Below are 24,375 nucleotides of genomic sequence, written 5' to 3' on the forward strand. Positions count from 1 at the left end.
AACACCGACTGGGCCTACCACTACTACCGCGGCGCCCTCCCGCCCGGCCGCATCAACCTCGGCATCCCCTACTACTCCCGCGGCTGGCAGAACGTCCAGGGCGGCACCGACGGCCTGTGGGGCACCTCCGCGATGCCCGACCAGTCCCAGTGCCCGAAGGGCCTCGGCGGTCGCGGCCCGGCCAACGCCCAGAGCTGCGGCCTCGGCGCGACCGGCATCGACAACGTCTGGCACGACACCGAGGATGGCCGCGAGGTCGGCGCCGGGTCGAACCCGCTGTGGCACACCAAGAACCTCCAGGACGGCCGCACCCCCGGCTACCTGAAGTCCTACGGAGTCGACCCGGCCACCGACGCGGGCAAGCTGACCGGCGGCTACGCCGAGAAGTACTCCGACCCGCTGCAGGCGTCCTGGCTGTGGAACGACACCAAGAAGGTGTTCCTCTCCACCGAGAACGAGAAGTCGATCGACGCCAAGGCGAAGTACATCGCGGACAAGGGCATCGGCGGGGCGATGATCTGGGAGCTCGCCGGCGACTACACCAAGCGCCCCAACGGCGAGTGGGGCATGGGCTACGACCTGACCACCCGGCTCGACAACGCCCTCAAGGGCGCGGGGGCGTCCGGCAACACCACCGGCGGCGGCAAGACGCTGCCCGCCCAGGTGATCGACGTCAAGGCCGAGCTGGTGGACTTCCCCACCAACGTCGCGGACATGTGGCCGATGCAGCCGAAGCTGCGGATCACCAACAACTCCAAGGTCGCCCTCGCCCAGGGCACGGAGATCTCCTTCGACCTGCCCACCTCCGCCCCGCCGGTGGTGAAGGACGGGGCCTGGAAGGAGATGAGCGGCATCGTCCCCGGCCACACCGGGCCCAACGCGGGCGGGCTGAAGGGCGACTTCCACCGGGTGACCGTCAAACTCGGCTACTGCGAGGACATCCCCGCCGGCAGGTCGAAGGACATCGACATCAAGTACTACCTGCCCGTCACCGGCCCCGCGAACGTCACCTTCAGGATCGGCGGCACGGACTACGGGTCCACCGGCGACAAGCGCCGCGCGGTGACGACCGTCGATCCCCCGGCACCGGCCTCCGGGGCCCAGTGCCAGGCCGCGCCGTGGCAGGCGCACGCCTACAACCCCAACCCCTCGTTCGCGTTCTGGCAGACCGGCGACAAGTGGATCATCGAGGACCGCAACAGCGGCAACGTCCTCGACCACCCCGCAAGCTGGACCGACGCCCACCTGGTGGACAAGCAGAACGGCAACGCCAACCAGCTGTGGACGGTGACCGAGGAGAGCCAGGGCTGGTACCACATCAAGTCCGCGTCCAGCGGCCACGACCAGTGCCTGGGCGCCACCACGGCCAGGGGCACCCTCACGGTCCGGGACTGCGACGGGAAGGTCGACCAGTGGTGGCGCCTGGTGCCGCTCAGCACGGACCAGGCCACCGCCGGCAAACCGCAGCTGGACAAGTGGTCCACCGGCGGCCCCAAGCACGGCAGCTCCTACGCGCTGGGCAGCTTCGCCGACGGGACCGACTGGTGGAAGGCACCGGCCTACCTCGCCGCGCCCGCCAACAGCGCCACCGCCGCCGGCACGAAGATCATCACCGGGGACACCGACGGCGCCTGGGCCTCGACGGTGTCGTGGAACGGCTTCTACTGGCGCGCCAAGTGGTGGAACAAGGCGACCGACGAGCCCGGCAAGAGCGACGCCTGGCAGAAGCTCGGCCCCACGCCGTGACCACCCCCGGCTCCGGCCGGAGTTGATCACCCGGGCCCCGGGAGAGCGGTGACGCCCTCCCGGGGCCCGTACCCACTACCGGCGCCTGAGCCGGTGCAAAACACCCCAGCCACCCCGGAGTCCTGACGGAACGCGAGGGCCGGGGCGGGCAGTCAAGCGACTGCCCGCCCCGGCCCTCGTTCGTCCTCGACGGTCACCCCGCCTCCGCTGTCCGGGGCCATACCCGGCTCACGGCCGGTGTGTGCTCCTTCGCTCCACTGGGTGACGACCCGGGTCCGGCGCGGGTATCCGACACCTCCGACCCCACCTCGGCCGAGGAGGAGTGTCAATTCCGCGGGTTGAGGCGGCGGGTGGGCTCCGCTGTCGACGGGTCCTCGGGCCAGGGGTGGCGGGGGTAGCGGCCTCTCAGCTCTGCGCGGACGGCGCGGTAGCCGTTCTGCCAGAAGGATGCGAGGTCGCCGGTGACGGCGGCGGGGCGACCGGCGGGGGAGAGCAGGTGAATGGTGAGGGGGACGCGGCCGGCGGCCAGGGCAGGGGTCTTGGTCCAGCCGAAGAGTTCCTGCAACTTGACGGCCAGCACCGGGCGTTCGGTGCTGTAGTCGACCCGTATCTTCGAGCCGGACGGCACGGTGATGCGTTCGGGGGCCAGCTCGTCCAGGCGGCCTGCCTCGCCGGTGGCCCAGGGGAGCAGGCGTTGCAGGGCGGCAGTCGTATCGATGCGGGCGAGGTCGGCGCGGCGACGGGCGCGGGAGAGTTCGGGCTCCAGCCATTCGTCGGCGCGTTCCAGCAGCGCGGCGTCGGAGACGTCCGGCCAGGGGTCGCCCATGGCGGTGTGGAGGAAGGCGAGGCGTTCGCGCAGGCCGGAGGGGAACGTCAGCAGGGTGCTGATGCCCTCGCGGGCCAGGCCTTCGAGGATGGCGGTGCGGACGAGGGCCCGGTCGGGGCGGCTGAGCGGCTTCTCGGCGAGTTCGATCGCGCCCAGCGACTCGACCCGGCGGGAGACGACCTCGTCGCGGCGGGTGTCCCAGTGGACTTCCTCGCGGGATTCGAGCAGCGAGGCACCGGCAAGCCGGGCGGTGTCCTCGTCCAGTGCCGCAGCGTGCAGGATGCGGGCGGACGGGGAGCCGGCCGGGCGGTCGGCGACTGCGATGGCGAGCCACGGCAGTGCGCCGAGCGCGGTGCCGGGCGCGAGTTCGGCCGCCGTCCCGGAGGCCATCAGGTACGGGCTGCGCTCGCCGGGGGCGGGCCGCTCCACCCGGGCGCGGGCGATGCGTTCGGGGAAGGCGAGGGCGACGACGAGGCCGGCGGCGGTCGTGTCGGGTAGCTGAGTGGCGGCTTCGGAGCCGGCGGCGCGCAGCAGGCGGCGGACTTCCTCGCGCCAGCGGCCGGCGTAGGGGTCGTTGGAGGAGCGGACCGCCCGCCAGACCGCGCCGAGGTCGTCGCCGAGGGCGCGCGGCGGTTCCTCGGAGAGCAGGGCGACCACCTCGGCAGCGCGACGGGCGCCGACGGCAGGGGCGCCGTCCACCAAGGCCCGCCCCAGCCGGGGGTGCAGCCCGGTGCGGGCGAGGCGCACGCCGCGCGGAGTGGCCCGGCCGTCGGCGTCGACGGCGCCGAGGGCCTGGAGGGTCTGCCGGGCGGCGGCCATCGCCCCGGCGGGCGGGGCGTCGGGCAGGGCGAGGCCGGTGGCGTCCGGGTCGCCCCAGCAGGCGGCCTGGAGAGCGAACGTGGTGAGGTCGGCGAGGGCGATCTCGGGGGTGGGGAAGCGGGCGGCGAGGGCGTCCTCGGCCTCGTTCCAGCAGCGGTACACGGTGCCGGGGGCCTCGCGGCCCGCACGGCCGGCGCGCTGGCGGGCGGCGGCGAGAGAGGCGCGGACGGTGACCAGGCCGGCCAGGCCGCGGGCGTGGTCGGTGCGCGGTTCGCGGGCGAGCCCGGCGTCGACCACGATCCGCACGCCGGGCACGGTGAGCGAGGACTCGGCGACGGCGGTGGCGAGCACGACGCGGCGGCCGTCCGAGGGGGTGAGGGCGGCGTCCTGGACGGCCTGCGGGGCGCGGCCGTGGAGTTGTAGTACGTCCGCCGCCACGGTGGACAACTGCCCGGCGACACGGCTGATCTCGCCGACGCCGGGCAGGAAGCAGAGCACGTCGCCCGCCTGCTCGGCGAGCGCCCGCCGGACGGTGGCGGCGACGTGGTCGAGCAGCGCCGGGTCGACCCGGGTGCCGTGGGCGGGCCGGACGGCGCGCGGCGGCGGTGCCCACACCGTCTCGACCGGGTGGGAGACCCCGTGCGCCTCCACCACCGGCGCGCCGCCGAGGAGTTCGGCCCAGGCCTCGGTGTCGGAGGTGGCCGAGGCGCAGACCAGCCGCAGTTCGGGCCGCAGTGCCGCCCGGACGTCGAGGAGGAAGGCGAGCGCGGTGTCGGCGTCCAGGTGCCGTTCGTGGCACTCGTCCAGGACGGCCACGTCCACTCCGGGCAACTCCTGGTCGCGCTGGAGCCGTTGCAGCAGCACCCCGGTGGTGACCACCTCGACCACCGTCTCCGGGCCGACGCGACGGTCCCCGCGCACGGTGTAGCCGACCCGCCCGCCGACCGCCTCGCCCAGCAGCCAGGCCATCCGCCGGGCGGCGGCCCGGACGGCGAGTCGGCGCGGTTCGGCGACCAGCACGCGAAGCGTCGGACGCCCGGGATCGAGCAGACCGGCGAGCGCGAGCGGCACCAGGGTCGTCTTGCCGGTGCCGGGCGGGGCGGCGAGGACGGCGGTGCCCGGCCCGTCCAGCGCGTCGTGCAGTGCGGGCAGGGCGCTGCGGACGGGCAGTTCGCGCCAGGCGGGGTTCAGCGAGGCGGGGTTGGGCAAGGCGGGGTTCGGCAAGGCGTCAGCTCCGCTCGGCGACGAAGATCGCGGTGCCGGGGATCAGCCGCCCGCGCAGCGGGGACCAGCCGCCCCACTCCTGCTCCAGGCCGACCGGCCACTCGGGCTCGACCAGGTCGGTCAACCGGAATCCGGCGCCGACGAGTTCGCGGACCCGGTCGCCGATGGTGCGGTGGTGCTCGACGTAGCTGGCACGGCCGTGCTCGTCCTCCTCGACGTAGGGGGTGCGGTCGAAGTAGGAGGAGGCGGCGGTGAGGCCCTCGACGCCGGGCTCGTCGGGGAAGGCCCAGCGGATCGGGTGGGTGACGGAGAACACCCAGCGGCCGCCGGGGCGCAGTACCCGGTGCACCTCGCGCATCAGGGCGGCGGTGTCGGCGCTGAACGGGACGGCGCCGTAGGCGGAGCAGGCGAGGTCGAAGGAGGCGTCGGCGAAGGGCAGGACGGCGGCGTCGGCCTGGACGACGGCGACGGGGGTGGCGCCGCGGCCGAGGTCGATCCGGCGGGAGTGCTGGAGTTGGCGGTGGGAGATGTCCAGGGCGACGGGGCGGGCGCCGCGGCCGGCCAGCCAGCGCGAGCACTGGGCGGCGCCGGCGCCGATCTCCAGCACGTCCTTGTCCGCGACCTCGCCGAGGAGGTGGGCGTCGGCCTCGTCGAGGCCTTCGGGGCACCAGGTGAAGCGGTCGTCGCCGAGGAACTCCCCGTGCTCGTCCTGGTACTCGTCGGCGTTGCGGTCCCACCAGTGCCGGCTGGCCCGGCTGCTCTCCCCGGTGCCGGCCGCGCGCCGTACCGCGTCGTCGCCGTCGCCGTCAAGATCATGCAGGTCGGACTGGGGGGTGGTGGCCACGGTGATAATGCCCATCGCGTAGGGTGTGGAGTGCGGAAGCGCCGCTGCCGAGACCGGGCCCGTCAAGGACCCGATCCTGGTGGTGGCATCCGGGGAAGGGCCCCTTCGGGCGCCACCGCAAGGTGCGCAATCGGAGGATATGGCCTGATCCATACCGGGCTCCACCGTCTTGCCGCTCTTGGCGTTGACCGTGCCTGGCCGTCCCCGTATGCTACAAGTTGCGCTGCGGGCCTGCGCGCCTCAGACGGAGCAGGTCGCGCTCGCATCTGTCGAAGACCCCACGGTCGCAAGACGGACGCCGGATTTCTCGCTGTGCGGGAATGCCGGTGCGCCGTGTTCTTGGCTGTCCGGCTTTCGGTGGGAGCGATACGGGCCCCCCGCGTGGCATTACCTACGACTTTCATGTCCGTACCGGAGCCCTTTTCCTAATGACGAGCCCCACCGACTCCTCCCTCAGCACCACCCCGCAGGTCGCGGTCAACGACATCGGCGACGCCGAGGCGTTCCTCGCCGCCATCGACGAGACCATCAAGTACTTCAACGATGGCGACATCGTCGAGGGCGTCATCGTGAAGGTCGACCGTGACGAGGTCCTCCTCGACATCGGTTACAAGACCGAGGGCGTCATCCCGTCCCGCGAGCTCTCGATCAAGCACGACGTCGACCCGCACGAGGTCGTCGCCGTCGGTGACAACATCGAGGCCCTGGTTCTCCAGAAGGAGGACAAGGAGGGTCGTCTCATCCTGTCCAAGAAGCGCGCTCAGTACGAGCGTGCCTGGGGCACGATCGAGAAGATCAAGGAAGAGGACGGCATCGTCACCGGTACCGTCATCGAGGTCGTCAAGGGTGGTCTCATCCTCGACATCGGCCTCCGTGGCTTCCTGCCGGCCTCGCTCGTCGAGATGCGCCGCGTCCGCGACCTCCAGCCCTACGTGGGCAAGGAGCTCGAGGCCAAGATCATCGAGCTGGACAAGAACCGCAACAACGTGGTCCTGTCCCGCCGTGCCTGGCTGGAGCAGACCCAGAGCGAGGTCCGCCAGACCTTCCTCACCACCCTGCAGAAGGGCCAGGTGCGCTCCGGCGTCGTCTCCTCGATCGTCAACTTCGGTGCCTTCGTGGACCTGGGTGGCGTCGACGGCCTGGTGCACGTCTCCGAGCTGTCCTGGAAGCACATCGACCACCCGTCCGAGGTTGTCGAGGTCGGCCAGGAGGTCACCGTCGAGGTTCTCGACGTTGACATGGACCGCGAGCGCGTCTCCCTGTCGCTGAAGGCGACCCAGGAGGACCCGTGGCAGCAGTTCGCCCGTACCCACCAGATCGGCCAGGTCGTTCCGGGTAAGGTCACCAAGCTGGTTCCGTTCGGTGCGTTCGTCCGCGTGGACGAGGGCATCGAGGGTCTGGTCCACATCTCCGAGCTGGCCGAGCGCCACGTGGAGATCCCGGAGCAGGTCGTCCAGGTCGGCGACGAGATCTTCGTCAAGGTCATCGACATCGACCTCGAGCGTCGCCGCATCAGCCTGTCGCTCAAGCAGGCCAACGAGGCGCTGGGTGCCAACCCGGCCGAGGTCGAGTTCGACCCGACCCTGTACGGCATGGCCGCCTCGTACGACGACCAGGGCAACTACATCTACCCGGAGGGCTTCGACCCCGAGGCGAACGACTGGCTGGCCGGCTTCGAGAAGCAGCGTGAGGAGTGGGAGCGCCAGTACGCCGAGGCGCAGTCCCGCTTCGAGCAGCACCAGGCCCAGGTCATCAAGAGCCGCGAGGCCGACGCCGAGGCCGCTGCCGAGGGTGGCGACGCCGTCGCCGCCGCTGCCGGTGGCTCCTACTCGTCCAGCAGCGACGAGGGCTCCGGCGCTCTCGCCTCGGACGAGGCCCTGGCGGCCCTGCGCGAGAAGCTGGCGGGCGGCCAGAGCTGAAGCTCTGACCCGCTGCCAGTACCTGGCGCATAGCTGAACGGTGGGCCCCACCCGGAGAAATCCGGGTGGGGCCCATTTCGTTTTCCGCCTTTGGCCGGGGCCTTTTGCTTCACGTTCTTTCGTTTTTCGCCTTCACTTATTTGTGGTTCATGTGAAAGAATTTTGTGAGATGTGGCTCATTGTCCGTCTATAGGTCGAACATCGGGTTGCACCTACATTGAGGGGAGCTGCCCGAAAGGCCTCCTTGATGCGCAACGCTCCCACCGCTGCCGGCGACCCCGCGGTCCCCGGGCGGCTCGCCGCCCTCGGCCGGTTCTGCTTCCGCCACCGCCGCTGGGTGCTCGGCCTCTGGGCCGTCGTCCTGGTCGTGGGCGTGCTGATCGGCGGCCGGGTCTTCGAAGGAACGGTGGCCGGCGCCTCCTCCGCCACCGCCGAAGCCGACCGGGGCAACGCGGTGGTCGCCGCGACCGACCCGGCCCGCGGCACCGTCACCGCCGTCGTGGACGGGAAGCCGGTCGACGACCCGGCCGTACGGGCCGCCGTCACCAAGGCCACCGCCGACCTCGCCGCCCTCCCCGGAGTCTCCTCCGCGCTCGACGCCTACGGCACCGGCCCGGCGCCCGCCGCACTGCGCTCCGCCGACGGCACCGCGAGCCTGGTCACCGTACGGATGGCCGACACCAGCAGCTCCGCCCAGGCCGACGCCGTCACCCAGCGCCTCGCCGCGCTGAACGGCGAGGCCGGCGCCCACGTCACGGTCGGCGGGGACCTGGTGCTCCAGGACGAGGTCAAGAAGCAGACCGAACAGGACACCCGCTTCGGCGAGATGGTGACGCTGCCGCTCACCCTGATCGTCATGGTGCTGGTCTTCGGCGGCCTCGCCGCGGCCAGCCTGCCGGTGATCGGCGCGGTCGCCTCGGTGGGCGGCGCGCTGCTGGCCATGTTCGGTTTCAGCCGGATCATGGACATCGACACCAGCGTGCTGCCGATCGCCACCGTGCTCGGGCTCGGGCTCTCGATCGACTACGCGCTGCTCATGGTGAACCGCTTCCGGGAGGAACGCGGGCACGGCGCGGGCATCGCCGCCGCCGTCGAACGCACCGCCGCGACCGCCGGGCGCACCGTCGCCTTCTCCGGCCTCACCGTCGCCGTCGCGCTCTCCGGCCTGTTCGTGTTCACCAGCCCGGTGCTCGGCGCGGTCGCCGCCGCCGGGGTGAGCGTGGTGGTGATCGCGGTCGCCGCCGCGCTGACCCTGATCCCCGCGCTGCTCGGCTTCGCCGGCTCCCGGATCAAGGCGCCCGCCGCGCCCGTCCCCGACGAGGGCTTCTTCAGCCGGACCGTCCGCCGGGTCGGCAAGCGGGCGGTGCCGGTCGCGCTCGCCTGCGTCGCCCTGCTGATGGCCGCCGGCGCGCCCTTCCTGCACGCCGACATGCGCAACTCCGGCGCCGCCGTGCTGCCCGCCTCCTCGGCCGGGCGGCAGGTCGCCGACGCCGTCGACCAGCGCTTCCCGCAGGCCGCGGCCGCGCCGATCACCGTCGTCGTCGAGGGCGGCGCGCCCGTCGCCCAGGCGTACGCGGACGACGTCGTCGCCGAGCTGCCCGGGGTCGCCGGGGTGCGGGCGGTGACCCCGGTGAGCGACTCGGTGTCCACCGTCGACGTGCTCGTCCACGGCGACCCGCAGGGCCGCCAGGCCAAACAGGTCGTCCAGGAACTGCGGGCCGACCGCGGCGGGCTGAAGACCTACGTCACCGGCGGCGCGGCCTCGGTCGTCGACTTCGAGGACGAGCTGATGTCGCGGGGCCCCTGGGCGCTCGGGCTGGTCGCGGTCGGCACGCTGGTGCTGCTCTTCCTGATGACCGGCTCGGTGGTGATGCCGGTCAAGGCGCTGCTGATGAACCTGCTGTCGCTGGGCGCCTCGCTCGGCGCACTCACCCTGGTGTTCCAGGACGGGTACTTCAGCGGGCTGCTCGGCTTCAGCCCCACCGGCGGGCTGGAGACCTTCATCCCGGTGCTGGTCTTCGCCTTCGCGTTCGGGCTGTCCATGGACTACGAGGTGTTCCTGCTCGCCCGGATCAAGGAACTGCGGGACAAGGGACACGGCTGCACCAGGGCGGTGGAGCTCGGGGTCCAGCGCAGTGGCCGGATCATCACCTCGGCGGCGCTGTTGATGGTGATCGTGTTCGCCGGGTTCGCCCTCGGGGACATGCTCATGGTCAAGCAGATGGGCATCGCGCTGGCCGTCGCCGTCGCGGTGGACGCCACCCTGGTGCGCTGCCTGCTGGTGCCCGCCGCGATGAGCCTGTTCGGCGAGTTCAACTGGTGGGCGCCCGCCCCGCTGCGGCGCCTGCACCGGCGCTTCGGGCTGAGCGAGCACGTCGAACTGCCGACCGTCGGCGCGACGGCCGTCCCGGCTCCGCGGCCGGAGGCCAGGGACCTGGTGGGTTCAGCGCAGTCGGCGCAGTAGGTCGACGCCCGCCCTCAGGGTCAGCCGCTCCTCCGGGGTGAGGCGGGCCTCGATGGCGGTGGCGATCCGCTGCTCCCGGCGGGCGCGCTGCTCCAGCAGGGCGGCGCGGCCCGCTCCGGTCGCGGTGACCAGCAGTTTCCGGCCGTCGGTGGGGTGGGGCTGCTGGGTGACGAGCCCGGCCTCGGTCAGCAGGGCGACGGTGCGGGCCATCGACTGGTGGCGGACGCGCTGGTGCTCGGCGAGTTCGGCGACGGTGCAGGCGCGTTCGTCGCGGACGAGGACGCCGAGGACGCCGGCCTGGTTCTGCGGCAGCTCGTCGTCCGGGCGCAGGGAGCGGACCAGGTCGCCGATGGCGGCGCGCAGCTCGGCGGCGAGTTCGAGGGTTTCGGGAGCCGGACTGTTCATGGGAGAAGCCTACCGGGAACCTCCACAGCAAAACTGTACAGTCATGCTGTATGGTCTGCCGCATGAGGATCACCAAGTTCGGACACGCCTGCGTACGCCTGGAGCACGACGGGACGACCGTCGTCGTCGACCCCGGGGCGTTCACCGACCCCGCCGCGCTGACCGGGGCCGACGCCGTCCTGATCACCCACGAGCACATGGACCACTTCGAGGAGGCCCGGCTGCGCGCCGCCCTGGAGGCCGACCCGGCCCTGCGGGTGTGGACCAACAGCGCGGTGGCCGCCCAACTGGACGGGGTGGCGCAGCGCGTCGCCGTGGTCGGCGAGGGCGACGCCTTCGAGGTCGGCGGGGTCGGGGTGAGCGTGCACGGCGAGTGGCACGCGGTCATCCACCGGGACATCCCGCGGGTGAAGAACATCGGCTTCCTCCTCGACGGCCGGCTGTTCCACCCCGGCGACGCCTTCACCGTGCCGCCGCACTCGGTGGACACCCTGCTGCTGCCGCTCGCGGCGCCGTGGAGCAAGGCCGGTGAGGTCGTCGACTACGTCCGGGAGGCCGCTCCGCGGGTGGCGGTGCCGGTGCACGAGGCGACGCTGAGCCCGATCGGGCACATGATCGCCACCCGGCTGCTCGGGCCGGACGGGCCGGGCACGGGCGCGGAGCTGACCGTGCTCGGCGAGGGCGAGAGCCTGGAGCTGGGCTGACGGTGCCGGCCGGGGGGCGGGGCCGGACAGGTGCTGGTTGCGCGGCGGTCGGCCGCTGGTCCCTGCGGTCCGGGCGCCGGTAGCCTGACGCCATGCTGAAGATCGGACTGACGGGTGGCATCGGCGCCGGCAAGAGCGAGGTGTCCCGGCTCTTCGCCGCCCACGGCGCGGTGATCGTGGACTCCGACGTGATCGCCCGCGAGGTGGTCGCGCCCGGGACGGACGGTCTGGCGGCCGTGGCCGCCGAGTTCGGGCCGCAGGTGCTGCGCGAGGACGGCGCGCTCGACCGCCCGGCCCTCGGCGCGATCGTGTTCGCCGACCCGGCGCGGCTCCAGGCACTGAACGCGATCGTCCACCCGCTGGTGCGCGCCCGGTCCGCCGAACTGGAGGCCGCGGCCGCGCCGGACGCGGTGGTGGTGCACGACGTGCCGCTGCTCGCGGAGAACGGCCTCGCCCCGCTGTACGACCTGGTCGTGGTGGTCGACGCGGCCGACGACGTGCGGGTGGAGCGGCTGGTGCGGCTGCGCGGGATGGCCGAGGACGAGGCCCGGGCCCGGATGGCCGCGCAGGCCTCGCGGGCGGACCGGCTGGCGATCGCCGACGTGGTGATCGACAACGGCGGGCCGCTGGAGGCGCTCGCGGCGCGGGTCGACGAGGTGTGGGCGGAGCTGGTGAAGCGCGCCGCCGCTGCCTGAGGTTCAGGCGGCGGTCAGCGGCAGACGGGCCCGGACGGCGAAGCCGCCCTCGGTGGTGGGGCCGGCGTGCAGGGTGCCGCCGAGGTCGTCGGCGCGGGTGCGCATGCCGTCCAGGCCGTGGCCGCCGGAGGGCAGCCGGAGTCCGTCCGGGTCGGCCGCCGTGGCGGGGGAGTTGACGATGTCGAGGCGCAGCCCGTCCGGGTGGACCTCGACGGTGACGGCGACCTCGGCGGCCGGGGCGTGCTTGTGGGCGTTGGTCAGGGCTTCCTGGACGATCCGGTAGGTGGCGTACTGCACGGCCGGTCCGGGTGCGGGCAGTCCTTCGGCGGGGCCGGTGAGGGTGAGGTCGACGGCGAGTCCGGCCTGGCGGGACTCCTCGACCAGGGCGGGCAGTCCGTGCAGTGAGGGGCCCTGGTCGGAGGCCGGGGTGAGGACGCCGAGCAGGCCGCGCAGCTCGGTGAGGGCCTGGAGGCCGAGAGCGCGGATCAGGCCGAGGGTCTCCCGGACGGCGGTCGGGTCGTCGGCGGCCGCGACCTGGCAGGCGCCCGCGTGCAGGGTGATGAGGGAGACGCGGTTGGAGACCACGTCGTGCATCTCCCGGGCGAGCCGGGCGCGTTCGGCGGCGGCGGCGCGCTCCTCGGCGTACCGGCGGGCCGTCTCCAGCAGCCGGTTGCGTTCGGCGAGTGCGGCGACGGCGCGGGCGCGATGGTGGGCGGTGAGGCCGAGGGCGAGCGGGACGGCGCCGAAGACCAGCGGGTCCTCGGCCAGGTTGGCGAGGGCGGAGAGGCTGCTGACGTCCCCGAGGTCCATGGGGAGGAGCAGGCGCACCCCGGCCAGCACGGCCAGGACGGCCGTCACCCGGGTGGCGCCGCGCCGCGTGGCCAGCCCGTAGAGGGCGACGGCGAGCGGGAGTTGGCCGCCCAGCAGGGTGACGGCGGCGACGGCCGCCGGGTACCGCAGGCGGGCGGCGAGGGCGAGCGCGCCGGCCGCCACCAGGCCCGCGTTGACCGGTGCCGAGGTGGTCGGTCCGATGTCGGGGTCGCCCGCGGCGAGCGGGACGAGCACCAGCAGCACCAGGACGGTCGGCCCGAGCGCGACGACCGGGCCGGGCAGGCGCAGCGGCGGGCCCGGCAGCGGTACCGCGGCGAGGGCGGAGTCCAACTGGTCGGCGGGGTGGGTCCGGTGGGCCGCGCCGGCGTGCTGGGCGGTGTGGGGCTGGTGGTCGGCGTCGGCTTGGTGGGCGGCGTCGGGCTGGTCGGTGGACGGGTGGTGCTGGTGACGGGTGGGGTCCAACCGGCCGGTGGGGCGCCGGAGTCGGGGCCGCTGCTGGGTGGGCTGGCGCATGGGGGCATGCTCGCACACCCCGTCCGGCCCGGGGTGGCGAGCGGGCCGCAGTGGCCGGGAACAGCCTGGAATTCGCCTTCCCGGGAAGGGATCATGGTCGGATGGATGATCGTTTCTCTCCCGAGCCGCCGACCGTCGTCCGGCTGCCGCAGTACACCCGCGCCGACCATGACGAGATCCTCGGCCCCGGCGACGACCCGTACGGCGTCGCCTACACCGGACTGACCTGGCTGCCCAAGGACATCCACTTCGGCATCCGGGCCGCCGACGGCAGGCTCGTCGCGCACACCGGCCTGGTGCCGCTCCCGCTCACCGTCGGCGGCACCGACCTGGCGGCGATCGGTGTCGGCGGCGTCGCCGTCGCCCCCGACCGGCGCGGCGCCGGCCTCGCGCGGGCCGTGGTCCGGGCCGCCCTCGGCCACGCCCGCACCCTCGGCCACCGCCACGCGCTGCTGTTCTGCCGCCCGCCGCTGGCCACGTTCTACCGGGGGCTCGGATTCCGCGAGGTCGCGGAGGAGGTGACGGTGGAGCAGCCCGAGGGGCGGTTGGCGGTGATGCCGCTGCGCACCATGTGGGCGCCGCTGGCGGAGGGCGCCGGGTGGCCGGAGGGGCCGGTGCGGTTGCGCTCGCTGCCGATGTGACGTGCCCTGTGGGGATGGGGGGCGGGGGCGGGTTCTGGGCGGGGTCACTCCGGCCAGGCGGAGTTCTCGATCACGGCGACGAAGTCGGTCCGCTCGAAGTCCGGGTCGAAGTGGGCGAGGACGTCCGCCTTGACGTTGCCGAAGGCGGTCTCCGGCTTGGGCGCGACGCCGTCGTGGAAGGCTCGCAGGATGCCGCGCTTGAAGTCCGGGCGCGGATGGGCGGTGACCACGGCGTCCCGGTCGGCGGCGGCGAGGTCCGCGTACCCGATGCCGAGCACGTCCAGCTCCACGCCGGCGGTGGTCAGCGCGATCTCCGGCTCCAGGAACTCCGGGATGCCGGGCGTGGTGTGCAGGGCGATCGCCTCCCACACCAGGCGCACCCGCCGCTCGTCCACCCCGTGCCCGCGCAGGAACGCGGCGGCGGCCTCGGCGCCGTCCACCTCGAAGCGCCGACCGGAGGCGTGGTGCTCGGGGCCCAGGCCGAGATCGTGGAACATCGCGGCCAGGTACAGGAGTTCGGGATCGAAGTCGAGCCCCCGGCGGCGGCCCTGGAGGGCACCGAACAGGTAGACCCGGCGGGAGTGGTGGTACAGCAGCTCGGTGGTGGCGTCCCGGACCAGCTCGGTGGCCTCGGCGGCGAGGCGGCTGTCGGGGATCCGCACCCCGGCGATCTCGGTGGCGGTCATGCGGTGGCCTCCAGGGCGGTGGTGCTCGGGTCGGTGCCCGGGACGGTGGCGGTCGGTACGGCGGCGGTTCGGTCGGCAGGGGTCGGGTCGGTCGGGTCGGTCGCGGTCGGCGAGCCCGCCGCGTGGGCGACGGCGGCGCCGGCCAGCGCGCGGATCATGGCGTGCGCCCGGGTGCCGTCGCCGGACAGCTCCGGTTGGAAGAGCGAGGCGAGGAAGAACGGGTGGTCCGGCAGTTCCAGGACGCGCACCTCGCCCGCGCCGTCCGCGCCGCTGAACCGCAGCCCGTGCGCGCGCAGTCGGTCCAGGTAGTCGGCGTTGAGGCCGTACGCGCAGTGGTAGCGCTCCAGGGTGCGGGTGGTGCCGAGGACGCGCTCGGCGAGCGTGCCGGGGGTGATCGCGACCGCCCCCTCGTGGCCGACCAGGGTGCAGGCCAGCGGCACGATCACCTGCTCGTCCCGCTCCGGGTGCTCCTCGCCGTGGACGGCCCCGCCGAGGCCGCAGACGTTGCGGGCGTACTCCAGCACCGCGTGCTGGAACCCGGCGCAGGTGCCGAGGAAGGGGATGCCGCGCTCGCGGGCCGTCCGGACGGCGGCCAGCGCGCCCGCCTCGCTGCGGTAGGGGCTGCCGGGGAGCAGCCAGACGGCGTCGAAGCCGTCCAGGGCACCGGGCGCCCCGGCGTCCTCGGTGGGGATCCAGTAGGCGTCCAGGACGAGCTGCTCGCGCTCGGCGAGGGCGTCGAGCAGGCCGGGGATGCGGGCGTGCGAGCGGACGGCGGGGGAGCGGTCGCCGACCAGGGCGATCCGCGGGGTGAGGTAGGTCATGGGACTATCCTGAACCCGCACCCGAGATCAGCGCCAACGATGATTTCTTACCCATCGATCAGAAGAGTTGATGACTGCCGTGGATCCGCAGCAGCTGCGCACCTTCGTCACCGTCACCCGCCTCGGCTCCTTCTCCGAGGCCGCGCGGGAACTCGGCTACACCCAGTCCGCGGTCTCCCAGCAGATCGCCGCCCTGGAGGCCGACCTCGGGACCGGCCTGCTCAGCCGCCGCCCGGTCGGCCCGACCGAGGCCGGCCTGCGGCTGCTGGAGCACGCGGCGCCCCTGCTGGTCCGGCTGGAGGCGGCGCGCGCCGACGTCGCACGCCTGGCCGGTGCCCCGAGTGCCCGGCTGGTGCTCGGTGCCACTCCGCTGGCAGTCGGAGCGACCCTGGGGCGCGCACTCGGCGAGGTGCGCCGGGCCCACCCGGCGGCCGACCTCGTCGTCCGGGTCCTCGCCCAGGACGCGCTGCCCGCCCAGGTCGCCACCGGCGAGGTCGACCTCGCCCTGATCGACGGCCTCGCCGCCCCCAGCGACCCGCTGCCGCTGCCCGACGTCGGCCCGCTCACCACCGTCGCCGTCGACGAGCAGCCCGTCGCCGTCGCCCTCCCGGTCGGCCACCCCCTCGCGGGCCGCACCGGCGTCGCGCTCGCCGACCTCTCCGCCGCCCGCTGGCTCGACGCCCCCGACCTCACCCCGACCGCCGCCCGGCTGCGCGCCGCCGCCGGCGTCGACGGCTTCCGCCCCGCCACCCGCTACCGGGGCACCGACGTGCACGGGCTGCTCGCCCTGGTCGCCACCGGGCACGGGCTCAGCCTGCTCCCGGCGTCCGTCCTCGCCGGGGCGCCCGGCGTCGCGTCCGCGCCGATCGCCGCCCCGCGGCTGGTGCACCGCACCGAACTGGTGCACGGCAGCCTGCCGGAGGGGCCGGCCGCGCTGCTGGCACGGCTGCTGTCGGGCACGCCCTGAGCCCGCTCCCCGGATCGCGCCGGGCGCCCGCGGTGATTGTGGAGGCGCGATCACCGGGCGTTCACGTCCTGGGACTGACGGTGGTCGCATTGGTGGTGCTGTCATGGGCACAGTCGCCCGGCGCGAGGCCGGGCAAGGCCCAGGAGATCCCCCACATGATGCTCCGTCAGCGTCTCACCGTCGTCGCCGCGGCGGCCGTCCTCGCCGCCGCCGGGCTCGCGGCCGGCACCGCGCAGGCCGCCCCCGCCAAGGGCTCGCCCGTCAAGATCCGTCCGCTCGCCGCGAGTTGTTCGCAGGCCTACCTGCCGCTGCCCGACCCGTCCTGCACGCCGGGCGCCTACAACCCGGACGTCACCCAGGCCACCATCGGCCAGACCATCTGCGTCTCCGGCTGGACCTCCACCGTCCGCCCGCCGACCAGCTACACCAACGCGCTGAAGGCGCAGCAGATCGCGCAGTACGGCTACGCGGACACCAACCTGTCCGACTACGAGGAGGACCACTTCGTCCCGCTGGAGCTCGGCGGCGCCCCGCGCGACCCGCGCAACCTCTGGCCCGAGCCCCGTTACGGCGACCAGACCGCGACCGGCAAGGACGGCGTCGAGACCAAGCTGAAGAACGCGGTCTGCAAGGGCAAGGTCGGCCTCGACGACGCCCGCAGCGCCATCGTGACCGACTGGACCACCGCGCTCAGCAGCCTCGGCCTCTGACCCTCTGCCGCTCCGGCCCTTCGGCCTTCGGCATTCGTGCTGGTGCGGCGGTCGGTCCGTCCGGTCCCCTGTGCCGGACGGGCCGACCTGCCGTCCGCCCCGGGCGCCGCCTCGGCGGTGCGCGGGGCCGTCTGTGGTGGTTCTGTGGTGGTGGTCGGGGCGCGGCGCCGGGTCAGCGGCCCGAGCGGGCCGAGCTGGCCGGGGCCGGGCCTGCGGTGGTGCCGGGCCGCGTGTGCGCGGCGCCGTCCGCCCGTTCCCGCTGCCCGGTCGCCTCGCGGATGCGGGCACTCGGCATGGCTGTTCCCTTCCCCCGTACGTTCTGCCGCCCGGCCGCCGGCCCGCTGCGCTCCTCTGTTCCGAGGGGCGGTCGGGCTCGGCTGCGTCGACGGCGGTCGAAACTTATGCCACCGGGCCGCCGGGAGCAAAGCGGGATACCGGCGGGTAGGCCGCCTTACCCGGCCGTTGCGGGGGCGTTGGTGGTGAAGGTGTGTGCGGGCGTGTCGGAAGGTATGGCGGGCCTTCGGCGCCCGACCGGTCGGCGGGACGGTGCGCGGTCGCGGATTCCCCCTGCCGGGCGGGGGTTCGCCGGTCGGCCGCAGCCCCGGCCCGCCCGCCCGTGCGGGCCCGCGGCCGGTCGCGGCGGACGGCCGATGCCAAGGCTTTCCCCCGACCGGATCCGCCGCCCTCCCTCCGGGTGACGGGCCTGGCTCGGCACGCCCCGGCACGCTCCCGGCCCCGGACCGGACCGGTGGCGGATCAGGCGTGGGTGCCGGGGACGCCGAGCTGCTGGGCGAGCCAGGGGAGGGCCTGGGCGAAGGTGGCGGCCCCGGTCTGCCAGGTGTGCTTGCCGGAGCCGACGGCGGTGGTGGTGCGGATGCCGTCCTTCCGGGCGGCGTCGTTGAGGGCCTTGGCGGACTCGATCTGGCCGTGCTCCTCGTCGCCCTGCCCGAAGTAGCCGGAGACGCCCTGGTACTTGGGGTGGTGGGCGAGGACGGTCAGCGGGTCGTGGGCGGCCCAGGCGGTCGCGTCGCCGCCGTACAGCTCCTGGACGGTGTGGTCCTTGTCGCCGGTGGCGGGGCCCTTGTCGCCGGAGAAGTCGCCGAAGTGGGTGAAGACGTCGGGGTGTTCGACGGTGAGGTCGACGGCGCAGGTGCCGCCCATGGACCAGCCGGCCACGCCCCACCTGTGCGGGTCGGTGGCGGCGTTGAAGGTCTTCTGGACGAACGGCGGGACGTCCTTGAGCAGATGGCTCTCGGAGTTGCCGTGCGGGCCGTCGACGCACTCGGTGTCGATCCGGAAGCCGCCGGTCGCGTCGACGAAGACGAGGATCGGCGCGAAGCCGTTGTGCTTGGCGGCGAAGTCGTCCGCGGTCTTCACCGCGTTGCCGGAGCGGATCCAGTTGTCGGGCGCGGCGAACTCGCCGCCGATCAGCTCCAGCGCCGGCAGCTTCGGCCGGTTCTGGCTGCGGAACCACGCGGGCGGCAGGTAGACGAGCTCCTGGCGGTGGGTGAAGCCGCTGGCCGTGCTGGGGATGTCCACCTGGACGATGCGGCCGGTCCTCGTCTTCCCGTGCAGGGAACCGAGTTCGGCGAGCGTGATCTGCTCCGGCAGCGGCTGCCCGCCCAGTTCGCCGATCGCGTCGTCGAGGGTCGGGTAGTAGCCGGTGGCGATGTTCACGCTGTTGGCGGCGCAGAACAGGGCGAGCAGCGCGGCCGGCGGCGCCAGCGCCCGGCGCCACCAGCGGGCGCCGCGCCAGCCGAACCCGAGCGCGCTGACCGCCGCGACCGCGACCCCGCCCCACAGCCACACCCCGAACGGGATCGGATCGGTGATCCCGGCGAGCGTGAGCACCCCGACGGCGGCGAGGGCGGTGAGCAGCAGCGCCGTCCCGAGGGCGATCGGGCCCCACTTCAGCCGCCAGGTCCGGTCCCGCCAGCCGAGGGCCGCCAGGAACAGGGCGAGGGCCACGGCCTGGACGGTCCAGGGGAACCAGCCGCCGAGCAGGGAGACGTTCATCTGGCGGAGGCTAGGGGTGCCGGATGAGAAGTCGATGAGAGGCTGACAGGTCGCTGGGAGGCGGCTGGGAGGTACCGTCGGTGGCCTGCGTAGGCCCCGGTTGACGGGCGCGCGGCCGGGGGCGCTATATTTGAACGCGTTCAGGTTTGCTGCTAGGGGGAGTCATGGTGGTGGTGCCGACAAGCGCGCGCCTGCTGGCGCGTGCCTTCTTCCGCTGCACGGGGAGTGCGGAGGCGACAGGAAAGTGGGTCACTTGAACGTGTCTCTCTTCTGTGTGATGAGGTTGCGCGACTCGTCGAGGGACAGGGCGGTTGCCATGATTTCGTCGAACGCCGCTCGATAGACATCGACTTGGTCCGGGTCCTCAACCCAGTCGCTGCTGAGCATTCCGTTGAGCAGGACCAGGTCGAGATCGCGTTGCCGAAATTCCAGGAGTGCGAACGGCCCGGTCATTCCGGGATGCGGCGGTGCCATGGCCGGCATGATCTGAATCCTGATGTTGGGGACCAGGCTGAACCGCAGCGGCTTGTCCAACTGGCCGGCCATCACGCCCTGGGCGCCAGGGGTCCTGTCGCTGCCGGGCTGGTCGCCAGTCACGCTCTACGTGGCGATGGGGCGGTAGGCGGCCCGCCGTACGGGAGTGCGGTCCGTCGTACGGGAGGGCCGCCCGCCGCCGTCAGGCGGCGAAGCGCTCGCGCAGTGCCGCCAGGCCGTCCGCGAACACCCCGTGGAGGCGGTCGGCGGAGTCCTTGCGGTGCTCGGCGTCGACGTCGTACGTGGCGCCCCACTCGACGAAGCTGGCGTCGAGCGCGGTGACCGGGGTGACCCGCAGCGTCGCCCGGTAGCCGTACAGCTCGAATGCCCCTTCGGGGAAGCTGTAGGTGTAGCTGCGGGCCTCCTCGTCGTAGGCGAGCAGCGTCTCGTGCAGTGCCACGCCGTCGATCTCGAACACCCGGACCGACCCGATCGCGTTGCCCGTCAGCTCGTTGCCGAGGCTGCTGGCTGGCAGGTTCGGGTGCCAGCCGCCGAGGTTGTGGAAGTCCCCGAGCAACTCCCACACCCGCTCGGCCGGAGCCTCCACCACCGTGCTGACCTTCGTGCCTGCCATCGTCGTTGCCGCCTTTCGCGTGCCTCCGTACGGACGGGCACCATCCTCGGGCCGCCGCGCGGCAGGCGCCAGGGGGCCTGGCGGTCGGCTCCGGGGCGTCACCTGCCCGGCGCGGCCGCTTCGAGGTCGTCGACGGTGCCGGACATGACGGTGCGCAGGTGCCGGGTGAGGTGCTCGGTCGGCCAGTCCCACCAGGCGAGGGCGAGCAGGCGGGCGATGTCCGGCCCGCTGTAGCGGGTGCGGATGAGCTTGGCCGGGTTGCCGCCGACGATCCCGTAGTCGGGGACGTCGTCGACGACGACGGCGCCGGAGGCGACGATCGCGCCGTGGCCGATGCGCACCCCGGGCATCACCATGGCGCCGTAGCCGATCCAGACGTCGTTGCCGACCACCGTGTCCCCCCGGCCGGCGAGGCCGGTGATCAGGTCGAAGTGCTCGGCCCAGCTTCCGCCCATGATGGGGAACGGGAAGGTCGAGGGGCCGTCCATGCGGTGGTTCGCCCCGTTCATGAGGAACCGGACCCCCGTACCCAGCGCGCAGAACTTCCCGATCACCAGCCGCTCCGGGCCGTAGTGGTAGAGCACGTTGCGCGTCTCGAACACGGTCGCGTCGTCCGGGTCGTCGTAGTAGGAGTAGTCGCCGACGTCGATCAGCGGGGACGTCACCAACGGCTTGAGGAGCACCACGCGCGGCTGTCCGGCCAGCGGGTGCAGCGTCGAGGGATCGGGCGGAACGGAACTCATGGCGACACGACTCCGGCTCGTCAGGTGTGAAGCGTGGGAGGGACATCGATCATCCCACCGTCTAGGATCGCGGATCATGGACGCGAGCACCGGCATGATCACCGTTCCGTCCGGCCGCGTCACGCTGTCGGACCGTCGCACGCAACGGAGTTGGAGCGTCGAGCTCGCCCCCTACGAGCTGGCGGCCTGTCCGGTCACCCGCGAGCAGTACGGCGCCGGGGCCGGCGACCGGCTCCCCGCCGACAGCGTCTCCTGGTACGACGCCGTCCACTACTGCAACGAACTGTCCCGGCGCCACGGCCTCACCCCCGCGTACCACCGGGACGGCGAGTCCGTCACCTGGGACCGCGCCGCCGACGGCTACCGGCTGCCCACCGAGGCCGAATGGGAGCACGCCTGCCGCGCCGGGACGGACGGCCCCCGCTACGGGCCGCTCGACGAGATCGCCTGGCACCGCGGCACCTCGGGCGCGCGCCCGCACCAGGTGGGCGGTCTGCGCCCTAACGGCTTCGGCCTGTACGACCTGCTCGGCAACGTGTGGGAGTGGTGCTGGGACGTGTACGACGCCGAGGTGTACGGCGGCTACCGGGTGCTGCGCGGCGGCGGCTGGTTCGACGAGCACTGGAGCTGCCGCGCCTCCGTCCGCCGCCGCAGCCACCCCACCCTGCGGATCGACGACGTCGGCTTCCGGCTCGCCCGGTCGATCACCGCCTGAAGGCGCGCGCCGCGGGGAACCCGGGCCAGGTCACGGACCGTTGGGGTCTGCATGAACGATGCACCGGTGTCCCTCAGACCGATCGGCCAAGCCGACCTCGACCCGCTCGAAGTACTGCTGAACGACCCCCAGGCGGTGGGCCCGTTCCAGTGGTACGGGTGGCGCGACCCCGGGCGGTTCCGGCGCCGCTGGGCGGAGCACGGCCTGCTGGCGCCCGAGCAGTCGATGCTCGCGGTGCTGTCCGGGGACGAGTTCGCCGGGTTCGTCGCCTGGCGGCAGGTGGGCCAGGTGGACGTGGCGCCGTACTGGAACGTCGGCATCGTGCTCCGCCCGGAGGCGCGCGGCCGGGGCATCGGCACGCAGGCCCAACGGCTGCTGGTGGACTACCTGTTCGCCCACACCCCGGTGATGCGGCTGGAGGCGGACACCGAGGACGCCAACCTCGCCGAGCAGCGCGCGCTGGAGAAGTGCGGCTTCGTCCGCGAGGGCGTCCAGCGCAGCAGGGGCTTCCGGGACGGCCAATGGCGGGACATGGTCCTCTACAGCCTGCTGCGCACCGACCCCCGGCCCTGATCCGCAAGACCCGTCAGGCGGCCCCGAACCACTCCTCCGCGAGGGCGTCCAGCGTCCGCGCGGAGGGATTCAACTCCCTCAGGTACCACGGAAGGTGGCTGTACACGTGGAGCAGCGTGTACGCCATCAGCAGGCCCGGCTCGAAGCCGCGCCCGTAACCGGCCAGGAGGCGGCCGAGCAGGCGGGGGTCGGCGCGGGTGGTGAACAGGCCGACGGCGACGAGGTCGTAGGCCGGGTCGCCGACCATGGCGGGTTCGAAGTCGAGCAGGCCGGTGAGGCGCCAGCCGTCGGCCGGGTCGACGAGCAGGTGCTCGCGCATGAACTCGGTGTGCAGCAGGGCGCGTTGCGGCGCCCGGGGCAGCGGCGCGGCGGCCAGGAAGCCCGGGATCTGCTCCAGCCAGGCCTCGGGCAGGCCGCGTTCGCGCTGGCGGGCCACCGCCCCGGCCCGCTGCCGGTCCAGGAAGGCGCCCCAGTCGCCGGGGCCGAGGGTGTCGGCGAGCGGTCCGGGGTCGAGGGCGTGCAGGGCGGCCAGCGCCCGGCCGCAGTCGTGGGCGATCCGCTCCCGGTCGGCCTGCGGGATCCGCGGCCAGGCGGGGGCCAGGCCCTCGCCGGACAGTCGTGACATCAGCACGTAGCGCCAGCCGTTGACGTGGGCGCCGGCGGCCCGTACGTCGGGGGTGGGGATCGGCAGGGCGCCCCGGAGGCGGGTGAGGACGCGCTCCTCGGTGACGCCGTCCTCGGCGCTGGCGGCGGGGAACAGCTTGAGGACGTGCGCGTCGCCCACCGCGTAGACCGGGACGGACCCTTCCGTGAAGCGCGCCAACGGCAGCCCGGCGAGGCCGAGTTCGGCGCAGAGCGCCTCGGCTCCGGGGCGCATCACCGCCTCGTCGCGCACGATCGCGTCCCACTGTTCTTCCGTCTCCACCACCGGCAGCATGGGCGCACGGTAGGCGGACCGGCGTCGCCGCGGCAAAGGCTTTTCAGCGGTCGGGGCCGGCCGGCTCCGCCGCCCGGGACGGGCCGGGAGCGGGAAGCGGCCCGCGCCCCGCGCCGGAGCGGTTCACCGGGGCCCGCAGACGTCGGTGGCGGTGGGGGAGAGGGGTTCCGGGCCGCCGGCCGGGTCGCGGGTGAGGAGGTAGCGGGCGCCGGGGCCGGTGTCGGCGGCGCGGTCGGCGGCGTTGTAGAGGGAGCAGCGGGAGAGGGAGAGGCAGCCGCAGCCGATGCAGCCGGTCAGCTTGGCCTTGAGGCGCTGGAGCTCGGCGATCTGCTCGTCGATGCGGCTCTGCCAGGATTCGGCGACCCGGTCCCACTCGGCGCCGCTGGGGGCGGGGCGCTCGGGGAGCCGGTCGAGGGCGACGCGGGCCTCGTCGAGGGAGAGGCCGACGCGCTGGGCGGCGCGGACGAAGGCGATCCGACGCAGCGTGCCGCGGGGGTAGCGGCGCTGGCCGCCGGCGGTGCGGGTGGCGTGGATGAGGCCGAGGCTCTCGTAGTAGCGCAGGGCGGAGGCGGCGAGGCCGCTGCGGCGGCCGAGCTGGCCGATGGTGAGCAGGTCGTCGCGGTGCGGGCCGGGTGATCGGCCGTGGTCCGGGGTCGCGGTCATGGGCACCCACTCTAGCCGCTTGACCTCAAGTCGACTTTAAGTTGCACCATCGTGGTCATGACGACGAACGCAACCGCGGACCTCGCGGAAACCGCCCGTTTCGAGGACCTGTCGGCGCTGATGGGCCTGATGACCGGCGACGAGAAGCACGGCCCGGCCGCCACCTCCACCCTGGACGCGCTCTGGGTGCTGTACGACCGGGTCCTGCGGGTGGGTCCGGAGCGGGCCGAGGCGCAGGACCGGGACCGCTTCCTGCTCTCCAAGGGCCACGGCCCGATGGCGTACTACGCGGTGCTCGCGGCCAAGGGCTTCATCGACCCCGGGGTGCTGCCGAGCTTCGGCGGCTACGACTCTCCGCTCGGCCACCACCCGGACCGGATGCTCGTCCCCGGGGTGGAGATCGCCTCCGGCTCGCTCGGGCACGGCCTGCCGCTGGGCGTCGGCACGGCGCTCGGGCTGCGGGCGCAGGGCCTGACCGATCCGGCGGTGTGGGTGCTGGTCGGCGACGCCGAGTTCGACGAGGGCTCCAACCACGAGGCGGTGGCCTTCGCCGGTGCGTACGGGCTGGAGCGGCTGCACGTGGTGGTGATCGACAACTCCTCGGCCACGCACGGCTGGCACGGCGGGATCGCGGCCCGGTTCGCGGCCGAGGGCTGGTCCGCCGTGACGGTGGACGGCCGCGACCACGAGGCGCTGTACCGCGCCTACACCGCCGAGCACCCGGGCCGCCCGCACGTGGTGGTCGCCCGGGTCGAGCCCAAGGACTCCTGAGCCCGAGGGCTCCCGAGCCCGAGGACCCCCACGC

General features: G+C 73.6%; 24 protein-coding genes. 11 read left to right on the forward strand and 13 right to left on the reverse strand.

What is annotated here, in order from left to right; translation table 11 throughout:
* A partial coding sequence (locus ACIO9K_RS28625) for a chitinase C-terminal domain-containing protein (RefSeq protein WP_400334342.1) occupies positions 1 to 1,746 on the forward strand: 1,746 nt, incomplete at its 5' end.
* A gap of 325 nt (positions 1,747 to 2,071) precedes the next feature.
* On the opposite strand, the gene hrpB is transcribed toward ACIO9K_RS28625, so the two are convergent.
* Both hrpB and ACIO9K_RS28635 read right to left on the reverse strand, forming a co-directional pair.
* Positions 2,072 to 4,615 carry an ATP-dependent helicase HrpB gene (gene hrpB, locus ACIO9K_RS28630; RefSeq protein WP_400334344.1) on the reverse strand — a complete coding sequence of 848 codons (2,544 nt, stop codon included), beginning with the start codon at positions 4,613 to 4,615 and terminating at the stop codon, positions 2,072 to 2,074.
* Between the two features lie 4 nt (positions 4,616 to 4,619).
* Positions 4,620 to 5,474, reverse strand: coding sequence for a class I SAM-dependent methyltransferase (locus ACIO9K_RS28635; protein ID WP_400334346.1), 855 nt, complete (start codon positions 5,472 to 5,474; stop codon positions 4,620 to 4,622).
* A 413-nt stretch (positions 5,475 to 5,887) separates the two neighbouring features.
* Here ACIO9K_RS28635 and rpsA point away from each other — a divergent pair, with 413 nt between their 5' ends.
* Both rpsA and ACIO9K_RS28645 read left to right on the forward strand, forming a co-directional pair.
* Positions 5,888 to 7,378 (forward strand): 30S ribosomal protein S1, encoded by a 1,491-nt coding sequence (gene rpsA / locus ACIO9K_RS28640; RefSeq protein ID WP_063347134.1) that lies wholly within the window; start codon positions 5,888 to 5,890, stop codon positions 7,376 to 7,378.
* Positions 7,379 to 7,625: 247 nt separating this feature from the next.
* Positions 7,626 to 9,842, forward strand: a complete 2,217-nt coding sequence (locus tag ACIO9K_RS28645; protein ID WP_400334348.1) for an MMPL family transporter — start codon at positions 7,626 to 7,628, stop codon at positions 9,840 to 9,842.
* Here the strand turns inward: ACIO9K_RS28645 and ACIO9K_RS28650 are convergent.
* Complete coding sequence (locus tag ACIO9K_RS28650; RefSeq protein WP_363584187.1) at positions 9,822 to 10,247, reverse strand: MarR family transcriptional regulator; 426 nt, start codon at positions 10,245 to 10,247, stop codon at positions 9,822 to 9,824. The genes ACIO9K_RS28645 and ACIO9K_RS28650 overlap by 21 nt on opposite strands.
* A gap of 62 nt (positions 10,248 to 10,309) precedes the next feature.
* Here ACIO9K_RS28650 and ACIO9K_RS28655 point away from each other — a divergent pair, with 62 nt between their 5' ends.
* Together ACIO9K_RS28655 and coaE are read left to right on the forward strand one after the other, a co-directional pair.
* Positions 10,310 to 10,951, forward strand: coding sequence for an MBL fold metallo-hydrolase (locus ACIO9K_RS28655; RefSeq protein ID WP_400334350.1), 642 nt, complete (start codon positions 10,310 to 10,312; stop codon positions 10,949 to 10,951).
* A gap of 92 nt (positions 10,952 to 11,043) precedes the next feature.
* Entirely contained in the window at positions 11,044 to 11,646 is a 603-nt protein-coding gene (coaE, locus tag ACIO9K_RS28660; RefSeq protein WP_400334352.1) for a dephospho-CoA kinase, read from the forward strand.
* Positions 11,647 to 11,649: 3 nt separating this feature from the next.
* Here the strand turns inward: coaE and ACIO9K_RS28665 are convergent, their stop codons facing one another.
* Complete coding sequence (locus ACIO9K_RS28665) at positions 11,650 to 12,990, reverse strand: sensor histidine kinase (RefSeq protein WP_400334354.1); 1,341 nt, start codon at positions 12,988 to 12,990, stop codon at positions 11,650 to 11,652.
* A gap of 101 nt (positions 12,991 to 13,091) precedes the next feature.
* On the opposite strand from ACIO9K_RS28665, the gene ACIO9K_RS28670 reads away from it, so the two are divergent.
* Entirely contained in the window at positions 13,092 to 13,631 is a 540-nt protein-coding gene (locus ACIO9K_RS28670; protein ID WP_363584179.1) for a GNAT family N-acetyltransferase, read from the forward strand.
* A gap of 44 nt (positions 13,632 to 13,675) precedes the next feature.
* Here ACIO9K_RS28670 and ACIO9K_RS28675 read toward each other — a convergent pair whose 3' ends face one another.
* Positions 13,676 to 14,317, reverse strand: coding sequence for an HD domain-containing protein (locus ACIO9K_RS28675; protein WP_400334356.1), 642 nt, complete (start codon positions 14,315 to 14,317; stop codon positions 13,676 to 13,678).
* Positions 14,314 to 15,138, reverse strand: coding sequence for a hypothetical protein (locus tag ACIO9K_RS28680; RefSeq protein ID WP_400334358.1), 825 nt, complete (start codon positions 15,136 to 15,138; stop codon positions 14,314 to 14,316). Before ACIO9K_RS28680 ends, ACIO9K_RS28675 begins: the two co-directional genes overlap by 4 nt.
* Before the next feature lie 70 nt (positions 15,139 to 15,208).
* On the opposite strand from ACIO9K_RS28680, the gene ACIO9K_RS28685 reads away from it, so the two are divergent.
* Entirely contained in the window at positions 15,209 to 16,105 is an 897-nt protein-coding gene (locus ACIO9K_RS28685; protein ID WP_400334360.1) for a LysR family transcriptional regulator, read from the forward strand.
* Between the two features lie 155 nt (positions 16,106 to 16,260).
* Positions 16,261 to 16,815, forward strand: a complete 555-nt coding sequence (locus tag ACIO9K_RS28690; protein WP_363584171.1) for a hypothetical protein — start codon at positions 16,261 to 16,263, stop codon at positions 16,813 to 16,815.
* A 172-nt stretch (positions 16,816 to 16,987) separates the two neighbouring features.
* On the opposite strand, the gene ACIO9K_RS28695 is transcribed toward ACIO9K_RS28690, so the two are convergent.
* The 5 genes from ACIO9K_RS28695 to ACIO9K_RS28715 all read right to left on the reverse strand — a co-directional run bounded on the left by ACIO9K_RS28695 (position 16,988) and on the right by ACIO9K_RS28715 (position 20,682).
* Positions 16,988 to 17,110, reverse strand: coding sequence for a hypothetical protein (locus tag ACIO9K_RS28695; protein WP_363584169.1), 123 nt, complete (start codon positions 17,108 to 17,110; stop codon positions 16,988 to 16,990).
* A gap of 461 nt (positions 17,111 to 17,571) precedes the next feature.
* Positions 17,572 to 18,831, reverse strand: coding sequence for an alpha/beta hydrolase (locus ACIO9K_RS28700; RefSeq protein ID WP_400334363.1), 1,260 nt, complete (start codon positions 18,829 to 18,831; stop codon positions 17,572 to 17,574).
* Positions 18,832 to 19,080: 249 nt separating this feature from the next.
* Positions 19,081 to 19,428, reverse strand: a complete 348-nt coding sequence (locus ACIO9K_RS28705; RefSeq protein ID WP_400334365.1) for a Scr1 family TA system antitoxin-like transcriptional regulator — start codon at positions 19,426 to 19,428, stop codon at positions 19,081 to 19,083.
* A 79-nt stretch (positions 19,429 to 19,507) separates the two neighbouring features.
* A complete protein-coding gene (locus ACIO9K_RS28710; RefSeq protein WP_400334367.1) occupies positions 19,508 to 19,939 on the reverse strand; it encodes an SRPBCC family protein in 432 nt (143 codons plus the stop codon).
* A gap of 98 nt (positions 19,940 to 20,037) precedes the next feature.
* On the reverse strand, positions 20,038 to 20,682 hold the full coding sequence (locus ACIO9K_RS28715; protein ID WP_400334369.1) for a CatB-related O-acetyltransferase: 645 nt from the start codon (positions 20,680 to 20,682) through the stop codon (positions 20,038 to 20,040).
* Between the two features lie 76 nt (positions 20,683 to 20,758).
* On the opposite strand from ACIO9K_RS28715, the gene ACIO9K_RS28720 reads away from it, so the two are divergent.
* Together ACIO9K_RS28720 and ACIO9K_RS28725 are read left to right on the forward strand one after the other, a co-directional pair.
* Positions 20,759 to 21,397 (forward strand): formylglycine-generating enzyme family protein, encoded by a 639-nt coding sequence (locus ACIO9K_RS28720; protein WP_400334371.1) that lies wholly within the window; start codon positions 20,759 to 20,761, stop codon positions 21,395 to 21,397.
* Positions 21,398 to 21,463: 66 nt separating this feature from the next.
* The gene (locus tag ACIO9K_RS28725) at positions 21,464 to 21,970 is read left to right on the forward strand and encodes a GNAT family protein (protein ID WP_363584158.1); all 507 of its coding nucleotides are present in this window, start codon (positions 21,464 to 21,466) and stop codon (positions 21,968 to 21,970) included.
* Between the two features lie 13 nt (positions 21,971 to 21,983).
* Here ACIO9K_RS28725 and ACIO9K_RS28730 read toward each other — a convergent pair whose 3' ends face one another.
* Positions 21,984 to 22,907, reverse strand: a complete 924-nt coding sequence (locus ACIO9K_RS28730; RefSeq protein WP_400334373.1) for a phosphotransferase family protein — start codon at positions 22,905 to 22,907, stop codon at positions 21,984 to 21,986.
* 123 nt (positions 22,908 to 23,030) lie between these two features.
* A complete protein-coding gene (soxR, locus tag ACIO9K_RS28735; RefSeq protein WP_400334375.1) occupies positions 23,031 to 23,570 on the reverse strand; it encodes a redox-sensitive transcriptional activator SoxR in 540 nt (179 codons plus the stop codon).
* Between the two features lie 57 nt (positions 23,571 to 23,627).
* Here soxR and ACIO9K_RS28740 point away from each other — a divergent pair, with 57 nt between their 5' ends.
* Positions 23,628 to 24,341, forward strand: a complete 714-nt coding sequence (locus ACIO9K_RS28740) for a transketolase (protein ID WP_400334376.1) — start codon at positions 23,628 to 23,630, stop codon at positions 24,339 to 24,341.
* Positions 24,342 to 24,375 lie beyond the last annotated feature (34 nt).

The sequence above is a fragment of the Kitasatospora sp. NPDC087271 genome, from assembly GCF_044744605.1.
GTDB lineage: Bacteria > Actinomycetota > Actinomycetes > Streptomycetales > Streptomycetaceae > Kitasatospora.